Source organism: Stieleria varia (assembly GCF_038443385.1).
GTDB classification, from domain to species: domain Bacteria; phylum Planctomycetota; class Planctomycetia; order Pirellulales; family Pirellulaceae; genus Stieleria; species Stieleria varia.
In genome coordinates, this window is sequence record NZ_CP151726.1 from 445,105 (window position 1) to 463,772 (window position 18,668).

The window sequence follows — 18,668 nt, forward strand, 5'->3', positions numbered from 1 at the left end:
AAGCGTCTTGAGATGGGTGTCCCAGTGAGCGACCAATACTCGCTGAGCTTGTACAAATCCTTTGGTGATCTGACGTTGTCGATTTAGGGGCGATCGATCCAAGGATTGTTGAACTCGTCGACTTCGATACTGGTCGTGACGAACTTGACGATTGCGGGAACGACGGTCGAGGATTGCATCACCAGTGCGGGGGCGTCGAGTGATTCCTTTGCGATGACTTCTTCCAAGCCGCTGAGTGTTCCACCGCCGAGTTTTGTCTTGACGACTTTCAAGCGTTTGTGGATACGGTCGGCAGTATCCGAGCTGGGAGAGCTTTGGCCTGAGACGATCAATGTCGGCAATCGCAGCAAGTTTGGATCGCTCAACGGAGGATCGATGGGAATGCCTTTGAGAAGCTTCTCGGGTGAAATCAGCACGAGTGCTTTGACGTCTTGCCCTTGCTTCTTGGAACCCACCGATGGAAAACGCCAATCGCGTTGCGCCCAGTTGGCGGCGAGTACACAGCCTTCGCGAACACCGATCACGCACAGGGCATTGAGGTTCAACTTGCCTTCGTTGTTTTCTTCTTTCAAGAATCGCTTGGCTTCCTCGAGATCGTACATGATGATGTTTTGGATGTCGCGTTTGTTCATCGTCGCCACGTTGAACTCCTGCTCCTTGCCAGATGCGTCGATGTAGGTCTTGCTGTTTCCGTGTCCTCGGTATTGAGGAACCAGCACCGCACAGCCGGCGGCGTTGAGTGCTTTGACGAGATTCACGTACGGACTGGGCTGGCCTTGCCATTCGTGAATCAACAGGACCGGAATCGCTTTCTTTTCCAGATCCGAAGGGAAGTAAAACGCTTGGAGTTCCAGGCCGTCTTTGGTCCTGAGTTTGACGGGACGTGGCTTGGGTTTCTCCTTTTTTGTCTTCGCCGGGGGCGCTTGCGCAGATGCAGGAACCATCAGGCCGCTGGGGGCAACCATGGTCAGTCCGATCGCAGCCACGAACAGGCAGAGCATCACCCGTGGAGACAAACTTCTGACGTGATGGACTTGTTGGGGAACACTGTTGATCTGCTGGACCGCAACCGGCATGTGATGGACTCCTGAAAACAAACATGGGACGACAAGGGACGAGAACCAGTCCCCTCCATTATGCGCTTGGAGGGCTGGCGACGCGAAAAAAAGCGAGAAGGAAGCGATGGTCGATCGGCTCAGTCGCCCAACAATTTCAAAAAGGCTCGCATCCACGCCGGGTGAGCAGGCCACGCCGGTGCGCTGACCAAGTGTCCGTGCACGTGAGCAGAATCCATCGTTCCGGCCGGCGCGATGTACTGGCCCCCCGCCGCTGTGACCTCGTAGGAAACCGCGGGGTAGCAACTGCATTGGCGGTCCGTCAGCACTCCGGCGGCTGCCAAAATCTGGGGTCCGTGGCAGATCGCTGCGATCGGTTTGGTGGCCGCATCAAAGGCTCGAACCAACTCCAAAACCCGCTGATCCATCCTCAAATACTCCGGCGCCCGTCCGCCCGGAATCACCAGGGCGTCATAGTTTGCCGCGTTGCAGGCCTCGAAATCAGCGGTGATTGCAAACCGGTGCCCGGGTTTTTCGCTGTAGGTTTGGTGCCCCTCAAAGTCGTGAATCGCCGTGGCGACGGTATCTCCGGGGGATTTGTTCGGGCAAACGGTGTCCACCTGGTGACCGACGGTTTGTAGGATTTGCAGGGGAACCATGGCCTCGTAATCCTCGACGAAATCGCCCACCAGCATCAAAACCCGCTTCATTCGCTTTTCTCCAGTTGTTTTTCGTTGCTTCCGGATTTCCGAAATACCCGCCCGTCCGCGTTCGGCGAGCGGGCGCAATGCTCCCAATAGACACCATTTCGTTGGTGTTTGCTTAGCAATCGACTAAACTTTGTGCAGCAGACGGTACCCCGATCTCTGCCTCGCTTTTCCGCGTTCTCTTGGCTGATGGATTCCCATGACCCGATTGCCTCGTCCCTCCGTTCTCACCCACTCCAACCACATGATGCAGTCCAACCCCGTGAAGCGGACCCTGTCGACCGTGTGGACCTCCTGCGTGTTTCTGATGATCGCATGCATGCTGCACAGTCAACATGCCGACGGCGGTGAAATGATGTCGCCTGCAATTGCCAGCCAGTTGCAACTGGAGGAAGCGTGGCGTCGTCAAACGTCGGTCCCCGGTGGAGAGCAGTCCATCGTGGATCAGCAGGTGCATGTCCATCAGGCCAGCCCCCGTGTCTACGTTGAAATCGTCAAGACTGCCGATGCGGCTGCAGCGCCAGCCACCGACTCGGCGAAGCCGGATGGCACGGCGAAACCGGATGGCAACGTCTTGTTCCGCATTCCAACCGACCAAGCGGATACCAACGGGTTGCCGATCGGAGAGGAGGAAGCAAAGCGATTAGCGAGAGCCGAGATTCGACGCCTGACTCGTCGTGGAATCACCGCTGAAATCACCACTCGCAGTGTTCCACGCGTCAACCTGTACACCGCCTGCGATGATGGCACGATCGAGTGCCGTAACGCGGAGACAGGCGAACCGATTTGGTTGAGTCACGTGGGCGATCCTCGATTGGTCTATGGAACCATGGGGATCGGTGATGAATTCTTGACGATTACCAATGGTGGTAATCTGATCAAGCTGGACATTTCTGACGGCGTTGAAGTCAACTCGGTACGAACATCGGGGACTCCGCTGTACGGTGCCATCCATTCGGGATCCTACTCGCTGGTGGCAACGATACGCAGCAGCGTCGAAGGTTATCCGCTGGGCGATACGACCCGCGACCCCTTCATGGAAATCGTCACGGGGATTGCTCTTTCGCCGCCCACCAAAGCACCGGATTCGACTCGGGTCGCTTGGGCGACCGATCAGGGATTTGTCTACGTGATGGAACTTTCCGGTGAGCCCTCGGTGCTGTTTCGTTTGGACACCGATGGAATCGTCAGCGGACGCATCGCATCCGCATCAGGGAATCGCTTTTTCTTTGGTAGCGAGTCGGGGCAGGTCTATGGAATTCGAGGGACTCGGCTGGGTGATGTTCTTTGGTCACGCCCCTATGGAGAACCGTTCTACTCGGCACCTATGGTCGTCGACGATCAAGTTCTGTTGCGGAGCGCCTACGGAAATCTTTATTCACTGGGCACGGTCGATGGTATCAGTAAATGGACCAAACCGATCGCCGGGATCGATAGAATGATCGGTGCATTCGATGGAAAACTGTACGTGCGAACCCTCAGCAGTGCGTTTGCCGTGATCGATCTGGAAACGGGCAAAATGGACGCGATCTACTCTTCGTTCCGCCCCAACCGCTTGCTCGTCAATCGGGAAACCAACCGACTGTACTTTGTGAACGAGACCGGTGCCGTTCAATGCATGCGGCCGGTGGGTACCAAGATGCCGACCTTCATGACCAACGAAGACATCGAGGAAACGCCCGAAGGTATCGCTCCCGCGGCAACTCAGCCGCTGAAGATGGATCCTTTGGACAACCCTGCCGATCCCTTCGGTGCTGCGGATCCGTTTGCCACTCCCGCTGCCCCCGCCCCCGCCGGTGGCGATCCCTTTGGCGCAGGTGCTGCCGCTGATCCCTTTGCCGGAGGTGCAGATGCAGCAGGTGGTGGAGAGATGGCCGATCCGTTCGGTGGCGATCCGTTCGGAAATTAGCCGATCTGAATCTCTGCGGACCGATACAATCGCTTCCATCGATTCCACCAGCACACTTCGTTGACGGAATTACGACACGGTGGCTGGGAAGCGATATTGATGGAGGGTTGCGTAGTAGCGTTGTCTGAACGAATCGTCGCAGGAGTATCGACATCGATCCCCTGAGTTTTCCTTTGGACGTCATGATCACAACTTCCTCAACGACCGACCACGCCGGCCGCAACAGCCTGCAGAACTTGGACAGCGCCGTGCCGTTGGGGCCGCCCGAGTTTGGAACGCAAGTCGCAGGGCATCCCGATGAGAAAAACAATTGTCCGGCGCCGTCGCTGCAAGAAGAAGTGGACTGGCTATCCGATGCGTTGGCGTCGCGATTCGAAGAACTTTCGCTCATCCACGGCCTGACCCAGCGACTGACCCAGACACTCACCGCCGTTGAGCAGTCGTCGCAAATCATCCGATCATTGTTGCAAGAGTTGGCACCCTGCATCGATTCCCAATCGTTGGCATTACACCTCACCGCGGATGATGCGATTGGTCGTGACGAAGTCTTTGATCTTGTTGGTGAGTCTGTCTCCAAAGAATGGATGTTGCAATTGGCAACGATTGCCAACAAGCACTCAGTGAGCATGGCCGGTGAGCAACAGAGCGTCGCGATTGTCAACCAACTCTTGCTTAACGACGGTCGATCCATTCGTGTCGGCGTTGTCCCGATTCGTCGGCGGGACGACCAGCTAGGTCAGATGATCGCGATCCGATCCATCGATCGGGATGAGTTCGGGACCATCGAAGCCGACATGATGCAATCCACCTCCATGATGTTGGCCGTCCATCTCATCAACCAGCGTCAGTACTTGCAACTGGAACGCATGTTCCAAGGAACCATCCAGTCACTTGTCTCTGCGCTGGATGCCAAAGACAAATACACCAGTGGACACAGCGATCGTGTATCGCTGCTGGCCGTCGAGCTTGCGAAAGGACTCGGGTACACCGAAACTCAACTCGCCAACATTCGGATGGGCGGTATCCTGCATGACATCGGCAAGATCGGTGTCCAAGACTCGGTGCTTCAAAAGCCCGGCCGCTTGACCGACGAAGAGTTCGATCAGATCAAGCAGCACCCTGCGCTGGGCTACGATATCCTCAAAGGAATCCAACAGTTCCACCAGATCTTGCCCGCCGTTCGCCATCACCATGAGTCCTGGGATGGAAGCGGTTATCCCGATGGTCTGGCGGGTTTGGACATTCCGCGGGACGCTCAAATCATGGCCGTGGCCGATGCCTTCGACGCCATGACGAGCGATCGACCCTACCGTTCGGGGATGCCGCTGGAAAAAGTTCGCGAAATATTTTTGGCCGGTCGGGGCGTCCAGTGGGCTGCCGACGTCGTTGATGTGCTGCTCTCCTCCCCCAGTCTGTTCTCCGTCGACTTCTCTCGTGACGCGGATCCGCCAGTCGGAAATCCGACGGTTTAGCGGTGTCGATTGCCGCTTTGATAAACAGACTCATCGACTAGGTGAATTCCCCCACCCTCTTGGCGGAAAGCACTTTTTTCCCGCCTCTTTCGAGACGCATCACTTCACACTTTTCACTGCTCAAGCGTTCAGCCATCCGCCAATGCATGGAAAACGGGTGGCGAACTACCGTCGCGGGCCACCCTCGTAGAGAGGGGACTGTTGAGCCGATGAGCGTAGTGAATTGGTCATCAATTTGTCCGAAACGGTCTCTGGTGATTCCAAAGAACCTCTCACTTCCCCATAGAATTGGGGGAACCATCGATTGCCGAATCATTCAAAAATCATAGGATTTCGCTGTAGGCACTTAACATCTGTTCCTACAATTACCTACTATGGGGTGAGTCGACCCTACTCACGTGAGACGAGTAGGTCTACCAAGGGTGGGGGATATCGGTCACAGAGTGATCTCTCACTGTTTTGAGACGGCTTCCAGTAGGAAGCTGATTTAGATTTCATAGCGGAGAGGGACGGTCATTTGAGTGGTTTGAAACGCACTCCTGGCGGGGCAGGTTGAGACGAAACACCCCTCCCCCCCTAATGTTCAACGAACAACCAAACAGCATGGCTGCTAGCTTTCAGAATTCCAACCAAACCGAGGAAGAGAGATGAGTAAAAAATTGTTGGTGGTCGACGACCACATGGTGATCCGGCTCGGTCTCCGATCGATGCTCGAAGGCACCGATTTGACCATTACCGAAGAAGCTTCCAACGCAGCAGAAACACTTGCGGCTGTCGAAAAATCTGTTCCCGATGTCATCTTGATGGACATTCGGATGGAAGGCGGTGACGGGCTCAATACGCTCGGTCGCTTGAAGCTCGATCATCCTGATCTGCCCATCGTCCTGTATTCAGCGTACGACAATCCGACCTACATCGCTCGCGCAGTTGCCTTGGGTGCCGCCGGGTATGTCTTGAAATCAGCGCCACGTGACCGCTTGATCGAGGCTTTGCAAACCGCCGCCGCTGGTGAGTCCGCGTGGACCCGTGAAGAACTGCGTCGCGTCACCGGTGCTTTGGCGACTCCACGTCTGAGCCAAGACATCGATGTTCCTTTGACACACCGTGAAAGCGAAGTGCTGCGTCAAATGGCTCAAGGCCTGACGAACAAAGAGATCGCAAAGATGCTCGGCATCAGCTACGAAACCGTCAAAGAACACGTGCAACATATCTTGCGAAAGATCGGCGTGACGGACCGTACACAAGCTGCTGTTTGGGCCGTGCGTCAAAACCTCGTCTAACACGACCGGGTTCCTTAGACGATTGAAACGAGCGGGTGAGTTCCAGCGAACTCTGCCGCTCTTTTTTTTGCGACGTCAGCCGTTGGAATTTGCACGAGATCCCTAACAGCTCAGCGTATCTAGTGCGTCGTCCAGTCTTAGAACGTGGGTTCGATGAATGAGCCGTTTTTGCGATAGCCACGGTTTTCGCGATCCAACCGTGGCTATCGGCCTGTTGATTTAGTCATAACCCGACGCGTCAGCCAGGGATTCTTGGCAGTTGCTGCCGTTTGACGGATCCCTCGCTGACGCTTCGGGTTGCGTTAGCCACTAGATCAACAGTCCGCTATCGCCAAAACGGCTAACCCTGGACTGTTCAAAGTTTGGTGTTGTTTCTTTTGGGTTTGTGCAAGTTTATGTCCCTACTGCCGGCGCAGCTGGTGGCCCCAGTGAGCCTCAGACGCTAGCCGTGGGCCTGAGGCGGATTGTGGTGCCGGCCCACGGCTAGCGCCTGAGGCTCACTTTGATTGCGATGCATGGAACGAAAACATAGACTGAAAAGACAATGTCAACCCCAAACTTTGAGCAGTCCAGCGTTGCTGCGAACGTCGCAGTCCTCAGGAATCCTTGTCGCGATGGATCCAACGATGGCTTTCCGCTCGGTAAACCGCGGAACGCCCGAACTGTTTGGCTAGACGATCGACAACCTCATCCACTTTGCGATCCGCCTGTTCCGAGGGATCTTCGAACAGCGACAATTGCTTTGGCTGTCCAGGTCGCGTGAGATTTCCCGCAGACACACCGAGCAGCCTGACGGGACGAGGATGTTTTTGACGCAGTTGACTCAGCAAATCGGATGCGAGTGCGATGATCTGGGCGGTGCTATCGGTGGGACTGGCAAACGATTGGCTGCGTTGGAAGGTTTGGAAATCCTCTCGGCGATATTTCACGCTCACCGTTTTGCAAGCTCGCTGATTCTGACGCAACCGCATCCCGACTTGCTCTCCCAAAAAGCTGATCACGGCGTTCATGGATTCCAGATCGCTCATATCAGTCCAAAACGTTCGCTCATGGCTGATCTGTTTGGCTTCATGATCCACGACGACTTTGCGTGCGTCGATCCCGTTGGCCAAGTTCCACAAGTGTTCCCCCCACTGTCCAAGCCGGCCACGCATGCTCTCCAGTGACCGGGCTCGGATGTCTGCGATTTTGTGGATGCCCATCTGCTCCAGACGCTTCTGACCAACGCCCCCGACTCCCCACAGACGCTTGATCGGCAACGGATCCAGAAAGGCGATCAACTCGCTTTCCTGCACCGCGACGAATCCATCGGGCTTGCCCAAGTCGCTCGCGATCTTGGCGGCAAACTTTCGCGGTGCAATGCCAACGCTTGCGGTCAGATTCAATTCCGATTGGATGTCGTGCCTGATTCGGCGGCCGATCTCTTCCGCAGAACCGAATAGTCGCTCGCTGCCAGACACATCCAAGAAGGCCTCGTCCAGAGACAGCGGCTGAACCAATGGCGTGTATCGATGAAAGATCTCGCGGACCTCACGACCTACACTCGCGTAGTGATCCAACCGCCCTCGAACAAACGTAATGTGCGGACACAACTCTGCGGCGCGTCGACCGGACATCGCGCTGTGGACTCCATACTCACGGGCTTCATAGCTGGCGGTTTGAACAACGCCCCGACCCGATGCGGAACCTCCGACCGCAATCGGAATCCCTCTGAGTTCCGGATGGTCTCGCTGCTCGACAGCCGCGTAGAAAGCATCCATGTCGACGTGCACGAACATCAGCGATCTCTCTGAGGCTTGCTGTAAGAACGATCCGCAAACTCGTGATCCACAAACTCGCGATCCGACCAGCGAACGGCACCATTCAAGAGCGTGGCTCGCAACCATCGATCATCCCACGAGAACAACAGTCGCGAAAGTGGATCGACCGGGCCGGCGAGCCAATCCAGTTCTGGTCGGATGACCAACAAATCCGCCGTCGCCCCGACAGCGATCCGACCGACGTCGCTCCACCCCAACGCATCCGCATTGCCCGTGGTGATTTGGTACCAAGCCTCCGGCGCGGACGGTGTCTCCGCTGCAGGCTCCGGTGAAACGCCAGATACCTGTTGCCCGCCATGGATCCCTTCCGCTCGCCGCATCGTGATCTGGCTTGCCGCCTCAATCATCCCCTGAGCCACTCGAATCATGCTGCGTTGGTATCCCGCTCCGACATCGCTGCCAAGCGTCATGCGTACGCCAGATTGCATCAGTTGAGCGCGATTCATCACGCCGGATTGCAGAAACGAGTTTGCCGTCGGGCAATGAGCTACGATCGCTCCACTGCTCGCGAGCAACCGGTGGTCCTGCTCGTCCATGAAAATTCCGTGCCCCAGCAACGATCGTTCACTCAACAGCCCGGCGTCGGCATAAACCTCCGTGTAGCGCCGATCGGGGAACAACTCGGACACACGTTCACACTCGGCACGTGTCTCCGCGAGATGCGTCTGGACATAAGCCGACGCTTCCGCCGCAAGCTTTCCAGCAGATGCCATCAATTCAGCGGAACATGCCAAGGCAAACCTGGGAGTCACCGCGGCTTGCACGCGGCTGCCAGGTGGAAACGCATCCAGCGTTTGCTGGGTTTCCTCAATGAGCTGCGTTGGATCGTGACACAACGCGGCGGGCCCGCCACGATCCATCAGAACTTGTCCAACCAAAGCATGCATTCCCGTTTCATGAAAAGCATGCAATGCGTCCATGGTAGACCCATGGCACGATGTCGCGTACGCGGCCACCCCCGTGGTCCCTACCGAAAGACATTGCCCGATCACTCGCTGAGTCATGCGTTTGGCAAAATCAGTGTCGTTCCAAAGGATCTCCGCAGGAAAGATGACTTCGTCCAGCCATCGCAACAAAGGCATTCCGTGGGCGCCAATCACGTCGAACTGCGGCAAGTGGACATGGGTGTCGATCAACCCTGGGCAAATCAGTGTCCGATCATCGCCCAAGCTAGCATTGGCATCGATCTCACCGAGCTGAATCTCTTCAATCACGCCGTCAACAACGTGGAGAGTACCTGGCTGGAGAGACATTCGTCCGGGGGTGTCACTGATCAAGAGCTGCCCGGTCAGGGTTTGGCTTGCTGGAGATGGTTTTCGTTTGACCGGCATCGCGATTGGGCTCGTGCAATGGGAGGGATTTGGACTACGGCGTCACAGTGACGACCCATCTTTGCCATTTCCCCAAGTCGCTGCGTTGGGAACAGCTTAACGACATTCGGCATTACAGGTGTTACTGCCGGTATCAAAGGTGGTTTTTGACTGTAGGGGCTGTGACGGCTGAGACGATAGCTCTGGATGAATGGGCAAAGCGCTCCGGAAGGCCCATTCATTTTCCCGCTGACCCTACACAGAAAAAAGGGTGGTTGCCCGTGCACCGCTTCAAACTCCTTGTCGTATGCATCGGAACCGTCGCCATTGCGATGAGTTCGCCGACACTTGCCCAACAACCGGGTGGGTTGGATCCCGAATCCCTGCCTGGGCTGACTTTGACCGAAAAGTCTCAACTGCGAAAGCTGCCGGTTCCCGCAGCTCATGCCAGTTCGTTGGCAACAGCGTTGAGCCTCCGCTACCAAGACGTGCCCAACGTCAGCATTGCTCCGGACGCCAAGAATCAGCAGCTCGTCGTGATGGCACCGCCAGCGACGCAACAGCAGATCGCCAGTGAGGTCAAGTCGCTCTTGGATCAAGGCGGGGTGCGTCCCGACGCTTCGTTGCCAGCAAGCCCCTTCAGCGTGCAGTTGACGAACATCACTTGGCGTCAATTTGAGCGAGATCTGCAACAGATCGGCGGGCCTCTGACGCCGGTGACGACCAGCGACAACGGAAATCGTGCCGCCTATCAAATGGTCGCCGACGCGATGTCTGGCACGACCGTGGAGGTCGATCGCAAACACAACATCGTCACCGTTCGCGGACCCGATCCGTCGATCCCAGGTTGGCGAAACATGATTCGCTCGCTGGACACCGCGCCCCTGACAGCCAGCGACGTGACGCAGATTCATCGCTTGGTTCACGCAGAGCCAGCGCCCATTCAACGCGCAATTCGCTTGTTGCGTTCTTTGGAGGATCGTCCGGGATCTCGTGCGACGGGCAACAGTTCGATCTTTCGCAACGCGGTCTTTCAAACCCAAGCCGGCGGAGCGGGGGCAGCAGCCGATGGCGGAGCCGCCGGTGGTGAGGGCTCCGAGTCAGCCGAAGTGGTCATCGATGGCGGCACCAGCGAAGGTGGCGGAGTGCTGGGCAACGTCGACATTCAGTTCATTCCCGAGTTGGGGCAGATCATCATCAAAGGGGCCAAACGAGACGTGGATCGCGTCAAAGGTTTGATCCAAGAAATCGAAGACAAGGCTCGTCTGACTCAGCCCGACATCGAGATCGTTCCGCTGCAGCACGCCGACTGCAACGCGGTTTCAGAGTTGTTGTCGCAACTGTATGAAGACGTCTTGTCCTCTCGCTTGGGCGACGTCAGCATCACCTCGTTGGACAGCCCCAACAGCTTGCTGTTGATCGGTCGCACCGAAGCCATTGCTTCCCTCAAGGACTTGATCGCCAAGATCGACTTGCCGGTGGAAGCGTCCAGTCGTCTGCGGGTTTTCCGCTTGCAGAACGCTTCGGCTCGTGACGCGGAGGAAACCATCCAAGGATTCTTTACCAGCCAGCCCGGCTCGGACGAAGACAACCGACCCGGACTCGGCGCTCGCGTTCGCGTCCTGGCCGACTACCGCACCAACTCGCTGATCGTCAGTTGTTCACCACGGGACATGTCCGAGGTGACTCGTTTGATCAACGAATTGGACGTCCAGCAGATTGCCGCAACGAGCGAGCTGAAGGTGTTCACGCTCAACAATGCACTTGCCGAGGATTTGGCTGCGACCTTGCAGGACGCGATCAACGGCACCGACGAGGGTGGCAATGACAACATCACAGCACCGTCGACAGCACTGACGATCGTGGCGGTGGATTCTGATCAACAACGAGTGGTCGATTCGGGAGTCCTGGCCGGAGCCACCATCACGGCCGACGCGGGAGCCAACGCGATCGTTGTACGTGCTCCCTCGGCCAGCATGCCGTTGATCGCTGAGTTGATTCGTCAATTGGACAAGGCACCCGGCATCGATTCGCTGGTCAAGGTCTTTACGATCGAGAACGGTGATGCCGCTCAGTTGACCCAAGCGTTGCAGACGCTCTTTGGTGATGACGCCGGCACTTCAGGAACCAGCGTCGGTGCGGGTAACTTGGCCGGGCTGCCCGGTTCAACGGCATCCTCTGAGAGTTCGCTGGTTCCCCTGCGATTCTCGACCGACGTGCGAACCAACAGCATCGTCGCCAGCGGTTCGTCGGAGGACTTGGAAGTCGTCGAGAGCATCCTGTTGCGATTGGATAGCGAAGGATTCGCGGAACGGATCACGGAAGTCATCTGGTTGCGAAACAACGATGCTCAATTGATCGCCGATGCCATCACCAACTACGTGATCGAGCGTCAAGGCAATCAGAACGCGATTCAACAGTACAACGCCGGGCTGGGGCCGTATGATTTGCCCGACCGTGATATCGTGGCCGTCCCCGAGATCAACAGCAACAGCATTCTGCTGAGTGTTTCGCCAAGGCTGTACGAAGAGGTCCGCAGCTTGATCGACCGACTGGATCGACGACGTCCGATGGTGCTGATCAAGGTGCTGCTTGCCGAGGTCTCTCTCAGCGATACCTTTGAGTTCGGTGCTGAGCTTGGTCTGCAAGACTCCCTCGTGTTCAACCGTGGCCTTGCCGTCGCCGACGTGCCCGGGACCGTTGCGGCGGGAGATCCGGGATTCAATTTCAATAACGCCGGTACCACCAACACCAATACGTTTGCCCGGAACACTTTGGGAGCTGCTGGTGTCTCGACATTCGGTCTGGGGCAAACCAGTCCGGTGACCGGGTACGGAGGATTCGTGCTCAACGCGGCGAGCGACTCGGTCAGCTTGCTGTTGCGTACGTTGCAGGAAGCCAATCGTGCTCAAGTGCTTAGCCGTCCAGAAGTCATGACGATGGACAACACAACCTCGGTCATCAACATCGGACGCCAGATCGCACGATTCCGCGGCACGACGATCACCAACAACGCGACGACACAGGATATTGAAGACATCACTATTGGTTTGACTCTTGGAATCAGACCTCGTGTGGGTGCCGATGGGGTGATCACGGTTGATGTCGACGTCACTCGCTCGGACCGTGATCCCGCAAGCGGTACGACTGTACTTGACGGTAACGGCAATTCATTTGTGATCGATGACATTGTTCAGACGACAGCGCAATCGATCTTGTCGGTCTACGACGGACAGACGGTGATCATGGGCGGTCTGATCCAAAAAAACCGCAGCAACATCAGCCGTCGTGTGCCGTTGCTCGCCGACATCCCGTTGTTGGGCCATCTGTTTCGATTCGATCGAGAGACCGAGCGTCGAAACGAGTTGTTGATCATCTTGACACCGACGCTGATCAGCGGCGGCCAGGATCTGGAGTATGTCAAGCAAGTCGAATCGAGTCGCATGAGCTGGTGTTTGGCCGATGTCGTGGAAGCACACGGGGACGTCGGACTCAGCGGCGGCTACGGTCTGTGGGGACCGGCGGTCGGTGGAGTGATCTACCCTGACGTGAACCCGACCGTTGAGAATGAAGTCATCATCAGCGACGTACCCATGGGATCATCACCGGTCCTGGACAACTCCACGTCGGTGATGCAGCAGCCCGTCGGTGAAATCATCTATGACTCGCCAGCGAGTGGACTGTTGGAATCACAGGAAGGCGTTCCCAGCTACACCGCTCCGCGATCGGCACCTTCGGTTCCCAGCGGACCAGAATCGCTGCCGACGCCGATCACGATTCCTGACGTCCAGGCATTGCCGCCGGACAATGTGTTGCCGCCGCCCAACTCGTCGTCCGGGATGCGAATGCCCGGAAACGGGATCGGGCAAGTCAGCGCGTTGATGATGCCCGAGACAGGCAGCCCCGCCGTGACACCGGCCCCGTGGATGCAATCCAACCCGATGCAGTCCAGCCCTGCAGGTGGCTATCCCAACGTCAGTGGTCCACGTCCCATTCGACTTGGCACCCAAAACTGACAGCACCTGAGATCGAACTGAACGCTGACCAAGATCGGATCGCGATGCGTACACCGCTTGTATCGCGAGCCGCCTCAACGACCCGCATGATGCAAGCACGGATGTGAAAATGAAAATGAACCCATGGACAGTGACTCGTTGGACAGTGACTCGTTGGAAACTGCGCGGTGCGATTGCTGCAAGCATGTTTCTTGCAGTCACAAGCGTCGGTTGCACCAACATGACGCCCAAACGCGACATGAAGCTTTCCGACATGGTTCCCAAGATGCCATGGTCATCGGACAAGGACGAAAAGCCGGAGCCCTATCCCAATCCGGTCAAGCTGGCAGCCACTTGGACGCCGGACACGCTGGTCCAGACCGGGCGGACACCGACACGCGGCTTTGGAGGCCGACTGTTCTTCTTTGATGAAAAATCAAGAGCGGTCCCCGTCGAGGGCACCTTGTCCGTTCACGGGTTCGACGAATCCGAAACGGATCCCAAGAAAAAAGTGCGTCCCTTTGCGTTCACGCCCGATCAGTTCACTCGTCACTTTAGCCAAAGTGACCTGGGAGCCAGCTACAGCATTTGGATTCCCTGGGACGCTGTCGGAGCTGATCAAAAGTCGATTTCATTGGTCGCTACGTTCAAGACCACCGATGGAAAGATTGTGCAAGGTGTGCCGGCGACGATCACTTTGCCCGGCCCGAATGCCAAGAACACCATTGCGATGAAGACCGAACAGTACTCACCGCAGTACCACAATCATCAACGTGCCACCAGCGTTCCAACGATGGACACGTCGGGTTTGGCGACGACGACGATCCGTCGTCGTAATGCCGTGGGTGTGCCCAGTAAGCCGGAGATACGCAGCTATCAGCTTCCGCCGTCGGCCACGGATTCCGCGTTGGCCGCCGACAATGGCAAGACGCCGTATTTGGACATGAGTCCGACCAAACGGACGGGCAAGGTGATCCTGGATTCTCCCACCGCCGTTCTGCCTGCCAGCGCGACACTGCCAATGCACGGCAATTGAACAACTCGTTTAACGCGATGACATGACAAAAGATACGGCCAAGACCGAAGCCCCATCGCGCCGGCGGACCCAGCGGCCCGATGGGCCACCTTGGCGTGTAACGATGCACGACATCATCTTTGAGTCGGACACGTTTGCCGGCTGGGTTTTTGATGTCGCCTTGCTGGTGCTGATCATCATCAGTGTCGTCGTCGTCTCGCTTGAAACCGTGCCCCGATTTGCCGAGAAGCACGCCGATGGACTTTGGATCATCGAGTGTATCCTGACGGCATTATTCACGATCGAGTACGCATTACGACTGATTTCTGCCAGAAACGCGATGAAGTACGCGTTTAGTTTCTGGGGAATCATTGACCTGCTGAGCATCGTGCCGACTTATTTTGGGTTGATCTGGACCGGTGGCACGGTCCAGTCCTTTGTCATTGTCCGCAGCATCCGCCTGCTACGCGTCTTCCGTGTGATGAAGCTGTGGCGAATGATGCGGGATGCCGATGAGCTTTCGCACGCGGTGTGGAGCGCTCGGCACAAGATCGTCGTGTTCTTGGCAGTGATCATGGTCTCCGTCACCATCAGCGGCACCCTGATGTTTTTGGTCGAAACCGAGTTTGCGGATTTCATGACCAACGCTGACGGCGAGTTGTTGCTGGGCGAGAATGACGAGCCGATCAGGCAGCCCAGCCAATTCACCTCGATTCCGCAATCGATGTATTGGGCGATCGTGACGATGACCACCGTGGGCTACGGCGATGTGGTTCCCAAAACGGCTCCCGGCAAAGTCATCTCGGCTGCTTTGATCCTGTTGGGTTACAGCCTGATCATCGTGCCCAGCGGATTTGTCAGCGCTGAACTGACCGGGCGAAGACGTGACGAATCAAAGTCTGAACCTGAGCCCGAGTCTGACGTGGTCGATAAGTCAAATGCGCCCGAGACGTCCTATTGCGAGTGTGATGCCTGTGGCGAACACGAGCACCACGAACACGCAAGCTACTGCCATCGCTGCGGCGCGAAGTTGCCGTAGGTCAGCGTCATGGTCCCGAATCGCGGTGCTTTTTCGCAGCCACCTCCCCCAAGTTCCTTGGGGGAGGTCGAGCAGAGCCGTCCAGGCGAATGCGAGGGAGGGGGGCATTCACGGCGGTTGGTTTCTTGAATGCGGTGTGCCGATCGTAGGCCCCCTCCCGGATCTTGCTTCGCTCGATCCGACCTCCCCCAGCTGCGGAGACTGCTGATTTAGTCGTGTTGCATTGTGTCTGTGAGCCGATGGCGCTAGCCCGGATATTGCATCCATCGGTTATTGACGCGGGGTTGCGAGTTCGATACGTCCGCTTTTGGGAAATGATTTGATTTTGATGGGGGCTTTCGCAGCGCCGCGCAGAAGGCCCCCCCTCCCCCAAGCGAATGATTCGCTTCGTGGTTGCGTTTTCCTCGAGGGTTGCCGCCCTTAGTCGCTTCGGCAAAGACGCGCCATGACTTCGTTAAAGAGACTCGCGCTAGGGCAGTGAGTCGGAAGGTGAAAAATCACTCGCCGACAAGTCACGCGTACTCGCGCGGCAATCTTGAACAGACGCAAGCGGATCGTATCCACACGCATCCGAGCATGTGTAGTGCCCTGAAGTGCCAACCGGCGGATTCCGTCGACCAACACATACGCCAACGACGACAGAATCAAACGAAACTGATTGGCCATGAAGTCTGTGCAGCTGGTTCGATCGGCAAACAAACACATCTGTTGTTCCTTGATCCGATTCTCCATTTCACAACGCTGACAATAACGTTCTCGATAGAAATCCTTCGGGTTCCAAGCAACACTGCAGATCGTTCCAGGATCGAGGATTTGTCGGACCTGTTTGCCGTCCACGCGAGGGCGATGATAAGTCGGCTCGACGATCCCTTGGGCACTGGGCAGGTTTGTCACGACGAAACGCGGGTTGGCTCCCTTGTCGCCGTGCTCCGCCTTGCCGAGAACCCAGCGATGACGGTCCCATGTTTCCTGAGTGCGATAACGGAACCATTTGAAAAGCGTTCGCGTGGATTTAAATTTCAAATGCTCAAGTCGAGCACGGGTCATTTCGCAGGCAATATTGCGGATCAAGACGTTGTTCTTGGGCAATCCGAAGACATAGTAGACGTCGTTTTTATCGCACCAACGCATGAGTCTTTCATCAGAATATCCGCCATCGCCACGTAAAATGATTTTCGTCTCCGGCCATCGCGAACGAATCTTTTGAACCAGCAGTTTGGTCACCGCGCGAGCGTGATGGGCTGCGCCAAAACTGCTGGGACGTAGGTAGGCGACGAGCAACTGATAGCCACAGAACACGTACAGCGGCAGAAAACAGTGGCCGTCGTAGAATCCATTGAAGTAGTTTTTGTCTTGATTGCCGTGCGTCGGATCATCTGTGGCATCATAGTCCAAGGTGATTTCTTCGGGCGGTTTCTCGTAGCTGTCCAGAAAGGTGTTTACGATTTCTTCGTGGATAGCCAGCATCGCTTTGCGATCGACACGATTTTCGAAACGTGAATGCGTTGACGGACTGGCCAAAGGAACGTGTTCGTCGCTGTCATAGTCATTCTGTGCAGGCGTGCGTCCGGCAGCGACTTGAAAGGCTGCATCATGCCGCAAGTGGGCGTGATCGTTGCCGTCCTCGTAGCCTGCCGCAATTCCAAAGATACGACTGGTCAGGATCTCGGCCTGCGGATGTGCGGTGTAGATAGGATCGCGTGGATCGGCAATACAAGCGTCGACTCGGCGGATCAGGCCGAGTCGTTGATCGACTTCGCGAAGCAGTAGCAATCCGGCGTCGGACGTGAGCGTTCCGCCATCAAAATCAAACTCGACAGCTTGGCGACGGAGGCGTTTCAGTGCAGCTCGTTTTCGATTACGCTTTGTCATTGCCGAGAGCCTTGGGCTTGGGATGTGTGAAGTGTTGTAACTCCAATGCATACCAGGACTAAGGCTCTTGCGCTATAGGGGGAAACAAATTTTCGGATGCAATATCCGGGCTAGCCACGGGCCTCGAAGGGTTCCGTCAACACCATTAGGCCCGCGGCTAGCGGGCTGTTGATTTAGTGAGCCGCGACGCGTAAGCGGCCGGGCCTACCGCATTGCCCGGTGCCTTACGGCCCACGGCTCACCCTTGCGTTCCCAATTTCGATTAAATCAACAGCCCACTAGCCTTGCGGCTCACTAAATCAGCAGTCTCCTGCGCTGGTGGAGGTGCCACGCAACAGCCACCTCTCCCATGGAACTTGTCGACTGCCAAACAATACCGATCGCCGAGTCAGCCCACCAAGACCGCAAGGTACTTGAGAAAACTGTCCGGCAGCTTTTCATCGGTTTGCATCTTGGAGATCTCCAGCAACTCTAGTGCTGCCTCCCGTATCGCACGATCGGTCACTGCTTCGTTGCGAACGGCGACGGCGGTGAGTTCTCGATAGACCGCTTGTGATTCTGCCGTCTTAGGATCGCTCAAGTGAACAATGTTACGCAGTGCAGCGGTCACGTCCACGTCGCGTATCGCGTGGTTGCCGGCGGAAGCTTTCAGAATCGCATCGACGAACAACCCGGTGACATCGATGCGTTGTGGGGTCTGTCGTGGTACCGGCGGATTGGGACGCGACGTGACAGCTCGGTTGCGGCGACGCTTGTCTGCCGCTTTGAGTTTCGCTTTGAGGTCGTGCCGTTTCGCCATCTCTAAACGTCGGGGTTGGAATGGGTTTGCAGTCTGCTCGCCACACAGGATTCGTCAGGGCCCCAAGATAGCAGCCTGATTGGAGTGGCAATTCATTCGCAGCTCATTTTACGTGAAAGTATGATGCGGATTCGAGGTACCGACTTGGCTCGAACCCCCTCGCTCAAACGAAACCAGGGGCACCCGGGTATTCGGCAAGTCGAGAGGCAGATGAAATATTTCCTGTCGTGAACGAGGTCAGATTGATCCGCTGCTCAACTCAGAGCACCTCACGGACGGAAAAAACGTTTGAATTGGTACCACCTTTGACGGTTAGACGGCTCCCGATGTGGCGATTGTGATTCGCGTTTCCTTGAAACCTTTCATCAGAGGTTTGCGGCAAGCTACGCTCTCGG

Annotated in this window: 12 protein-coding genes; 6 read left to right on the plus strand and 6 right to left on the minus strand. The window is 56.6% G+C overall.

Going from position 1 to position 18,668, the window contains the following annotated elements; genetic code table 11:
* Positions 1-83: 83 nt before the first annotated feature.
* Together Pla52nx_RS01695 and Pla52nx_RS01700 are read right to left on the minus strand one after the other, a co-directional pair.
* Positions 84-1,076: an alpha/beta hydrolase gene (locus Pla52nx_RS01695; RefSeq protein ID WP_231741576.1), complete on the minus strand. Its 993-nt coding sequence runs from the start codon at positions 1,074-1,076 to the stop codon at positions 84-86.
* Positions 1,077-1,195: 119 nt separating this feature from the next.
* Positions 1,196-1,765, minus strand: a complete 570-nt coding sequence (locus Pla52nx_RS01700; RefSeq protein ID WP_146517826.1) for a DJ-1/PfpI family protein — start codon at positions 1,763-1,765, stop codon at positions 1,196-1,198.
* A 196-nt stretch (positions 1,766-1,961) separates the two neighbouring features.
* On the opposite strand from Pla52nx_RS01700, the gene Pla52nx_RS01705 reads away from it, so the two are divergent.
* The 3 genes from Pla52nx_RS01705 to Pla52nx_RS01715 all read left to right on the plus strand — a co-directional run bounded on the left by Pla52nx_RS01705 (position 1,962) and on the right by Pla52nx_RS01715 (position 6,423).
* Positions 1,962-3,671, plus strand: coding sequence for a PQQ-binding-like beta-propeller repeat protein (locus Pla52nx_RS01705; protein WP_146517827.1), 1,710 nt, complete (start codon positions 1,962-1,964; stop codon positions 3,669-3,671).
* A gap of 182 nt (positions 3,672-3,853) precedes the next feature.
* Positions 3,854-5,143 (plus strand): HD-GYP domain-containing protein, encoded by a 1,290-nt coding sequence (locus Pla52nx_RS01710; protein ID WP_146517828.1) that lies wholly within the window; start codon positions 3,854-3,856, stop codon positions 5,141-5,143.
* 647 nt (positions 5,144-5,790) lie between these two features.
* The gene (locus tag Pla52nx_RS01715; RefSeq protein WP_146517829.1) at positions 5,791-6,423 is read left to right on the plus strand and encodes a response regulator; all 633 of its coding nucleotides are present in this window, start codon (positions 5,791-5,793) and stop codon (positions 6,421-6,423) included.
* Between the two features lie 596 nt (positions 6,424-7,019).
* Here Pla52nx_RS01715 and dinB read toward each other — a convergent pair.
* Both dinB and Pla52nx_RS01725 read right to left on the minus strand, forming a co-directional pair.
* A complete protein-coding gene (gene dinB / locus Pla52nx_RS01720; protein WP_146517830.1) occupies positions 7,020-8,201 on the minus strand; it encodes a DNA polymerase IV in 1,182 nt (393 codons plus the stop codon).
* Positions 8,201-9,574, minus strand: coding sequence for an amidohydrolase family protein (locus Pla52nx_RS01725; protein ID WP_146517831.1), 1,374 nt, complete (start codon positions 9,572-9,574; stop codon positions 8,201-8,203). Before Pla52nx_RS01725 ends, dinB begins: the two co-directional genes overlap by 1 nt.
* A gap of 260 nt (positions 9,575-9,834) precedes the next feature.
* On the opposite strand from Pla52nx_RS01725, the gene Pla52nx_RS01730 reads away from it, so the two are divergent.
* The 3 genes from Pla52nx_RS01730 to Pla52nx_RS01740 all read left to right on the plus strand — a co-directional run bounded on the left by Pla52nx_RS01730 (position 9,835) and on the right by Pla52nx_RS01740 (position 15,602).
* Positions 9,835-13,569, plus strand: coding sequence for a secretin N-terminal domain-containing protein (locus Pla52nx_RS01730; RefSeq protein WP_231741577.1), 3,735 nt, complete (start codon positions 9,835-9,837; stop codon positions 13,567-13,569).
* 109 nt (positions 13,570-13,678) lie between these two features.
* Positions 13,679-14,584 carry a hypothetical protein gene (locus tag Pla52nx_RS01735; RefSeq protein ID WP_146517832.1) on the plus strand — a complete coding sequence of 302 codons (906 nt, stop codon included), beginning with the start codon at positions 13,679-13,681 and terminating at the stop codon, positions 14,582-14,584.
* Positions 14,585-14,606: 22 nt separating this feature from the next.
* Positions 14,607-15,602, plus strand: a complete 996-nt coding sequence (locus Pla52nx_RS01740; protein ID WP_146517833.1) for an ion transporter — start codon at positions 14,607-14,609, stop codon at positions 15,600-15,602.
* A 420-nt stretch (positions 15,603-16,022) separates the two neighbouring features.
* Here the strand turns inward: Pla52nx_RS01740 and Pla52nx_RS01745 are convergent, their stop codons facing one another.
* Positions 16,023-17,474 carry an IS1380 family transposase gene (locus Pla52nx_RS01745; RefSeq protein WP_342190172.1) on the minus strand — a complete coding sequence of 484 codons (1,452 nt, stop codon included), beginning with the start codon at positions 17,472-17,474 and terminating at the stop codon, positions 16,023-16,025.
* A 388-nt stretch (positions 17,475-17,862) separates the two neighbouring features.
* A complete protein-coding gene (locus tag Pla52nx_RS01750; protein WP_146517996.1) occupies positions 17,863-18,273 on the minus strand; it encodes a hypothetical protein in 411 nt (136 codons plus the stop codon).
* Positions 18,274-18,668 lie beyond the last annotated feature (395 nt).

Coding starts and splice junctions, on each gene's coding strand:
- Pla52nx_RS01695 (WP_231741576.1), bottom strand. CDS start 1,076: ATGCCGGTTGCGGTCCAGCAGATCAACAGTGTTCCCCAACAAGTCCAT.
- Pla52nx_RS01700 (WP_146517826.1), bottom strand. CDS start 1,765: ATGAAGCGGGTTTTGATGCTGGTGGGCGATTTCGTCGAGGATTACGAG.
- Pla52nx_RS01705 (WP_146517827.1), top strand. CDS start 1,962: ATGACCCGATTGCCTCGTCCCTCCGTTCTCACCCACTCCAACCACATG.
- Pla52nx_RS01710 (WP_146517828.1), top strand. CDS start 3,854: ATGATCACAACTTCCTCAACGACCGACCACGCCGGCCGCAACAGCCTG.
- Pla52nx_RS01715 (WP_146517829.1), top strand. CDS start 5,791: ATGAGTAAAAAATTGTTGGTGGTCGACGACCACATGGTGATCCGGCTC.
- dinB (WP_146517830.1), bottom strand. CDS start 8,201: ATGTTCGTGCACGTCGACATGGATGCTTTCTACGCGGCTGTCGAGCAG.
- Pla52nx_RS01725 (WP_146517831.1), bottom strand. CDS start 9,574: ATGCCGGTCAAACGAAAACCATCTCCAGCAAGCCAAACCCTGACCGGG.
- Pla52nx_RS01735 (WP_146517832.1), top strand. CDS start 13,679: ATGAAAATGAACCCATGGACAGTGACTCGTTGGACAGTGACTCGTTGG.
- Pla52nx_RS01740 (WP_146517833.1), top strand. CDS start 14,607: ATGACAAAAGATACGGCCAAGACCGAAGCCCCATCGCGCCGGCGGACC.
- Pla52nx_RS01745 (WP_342190172.1), bottom strand. CDS start 17,474: ATGACAAAGCGTAATCGAAAACGAGCTGCACTGAAACGCCTCCGTCGC.
- Pla52nx_RS01750 (WP_146517996.1), bottom strand. CDS start 18,273: ATGGCGAAACGGCACGACCTCAAAGCGAAACTCAAAGCGGCAGACAAG.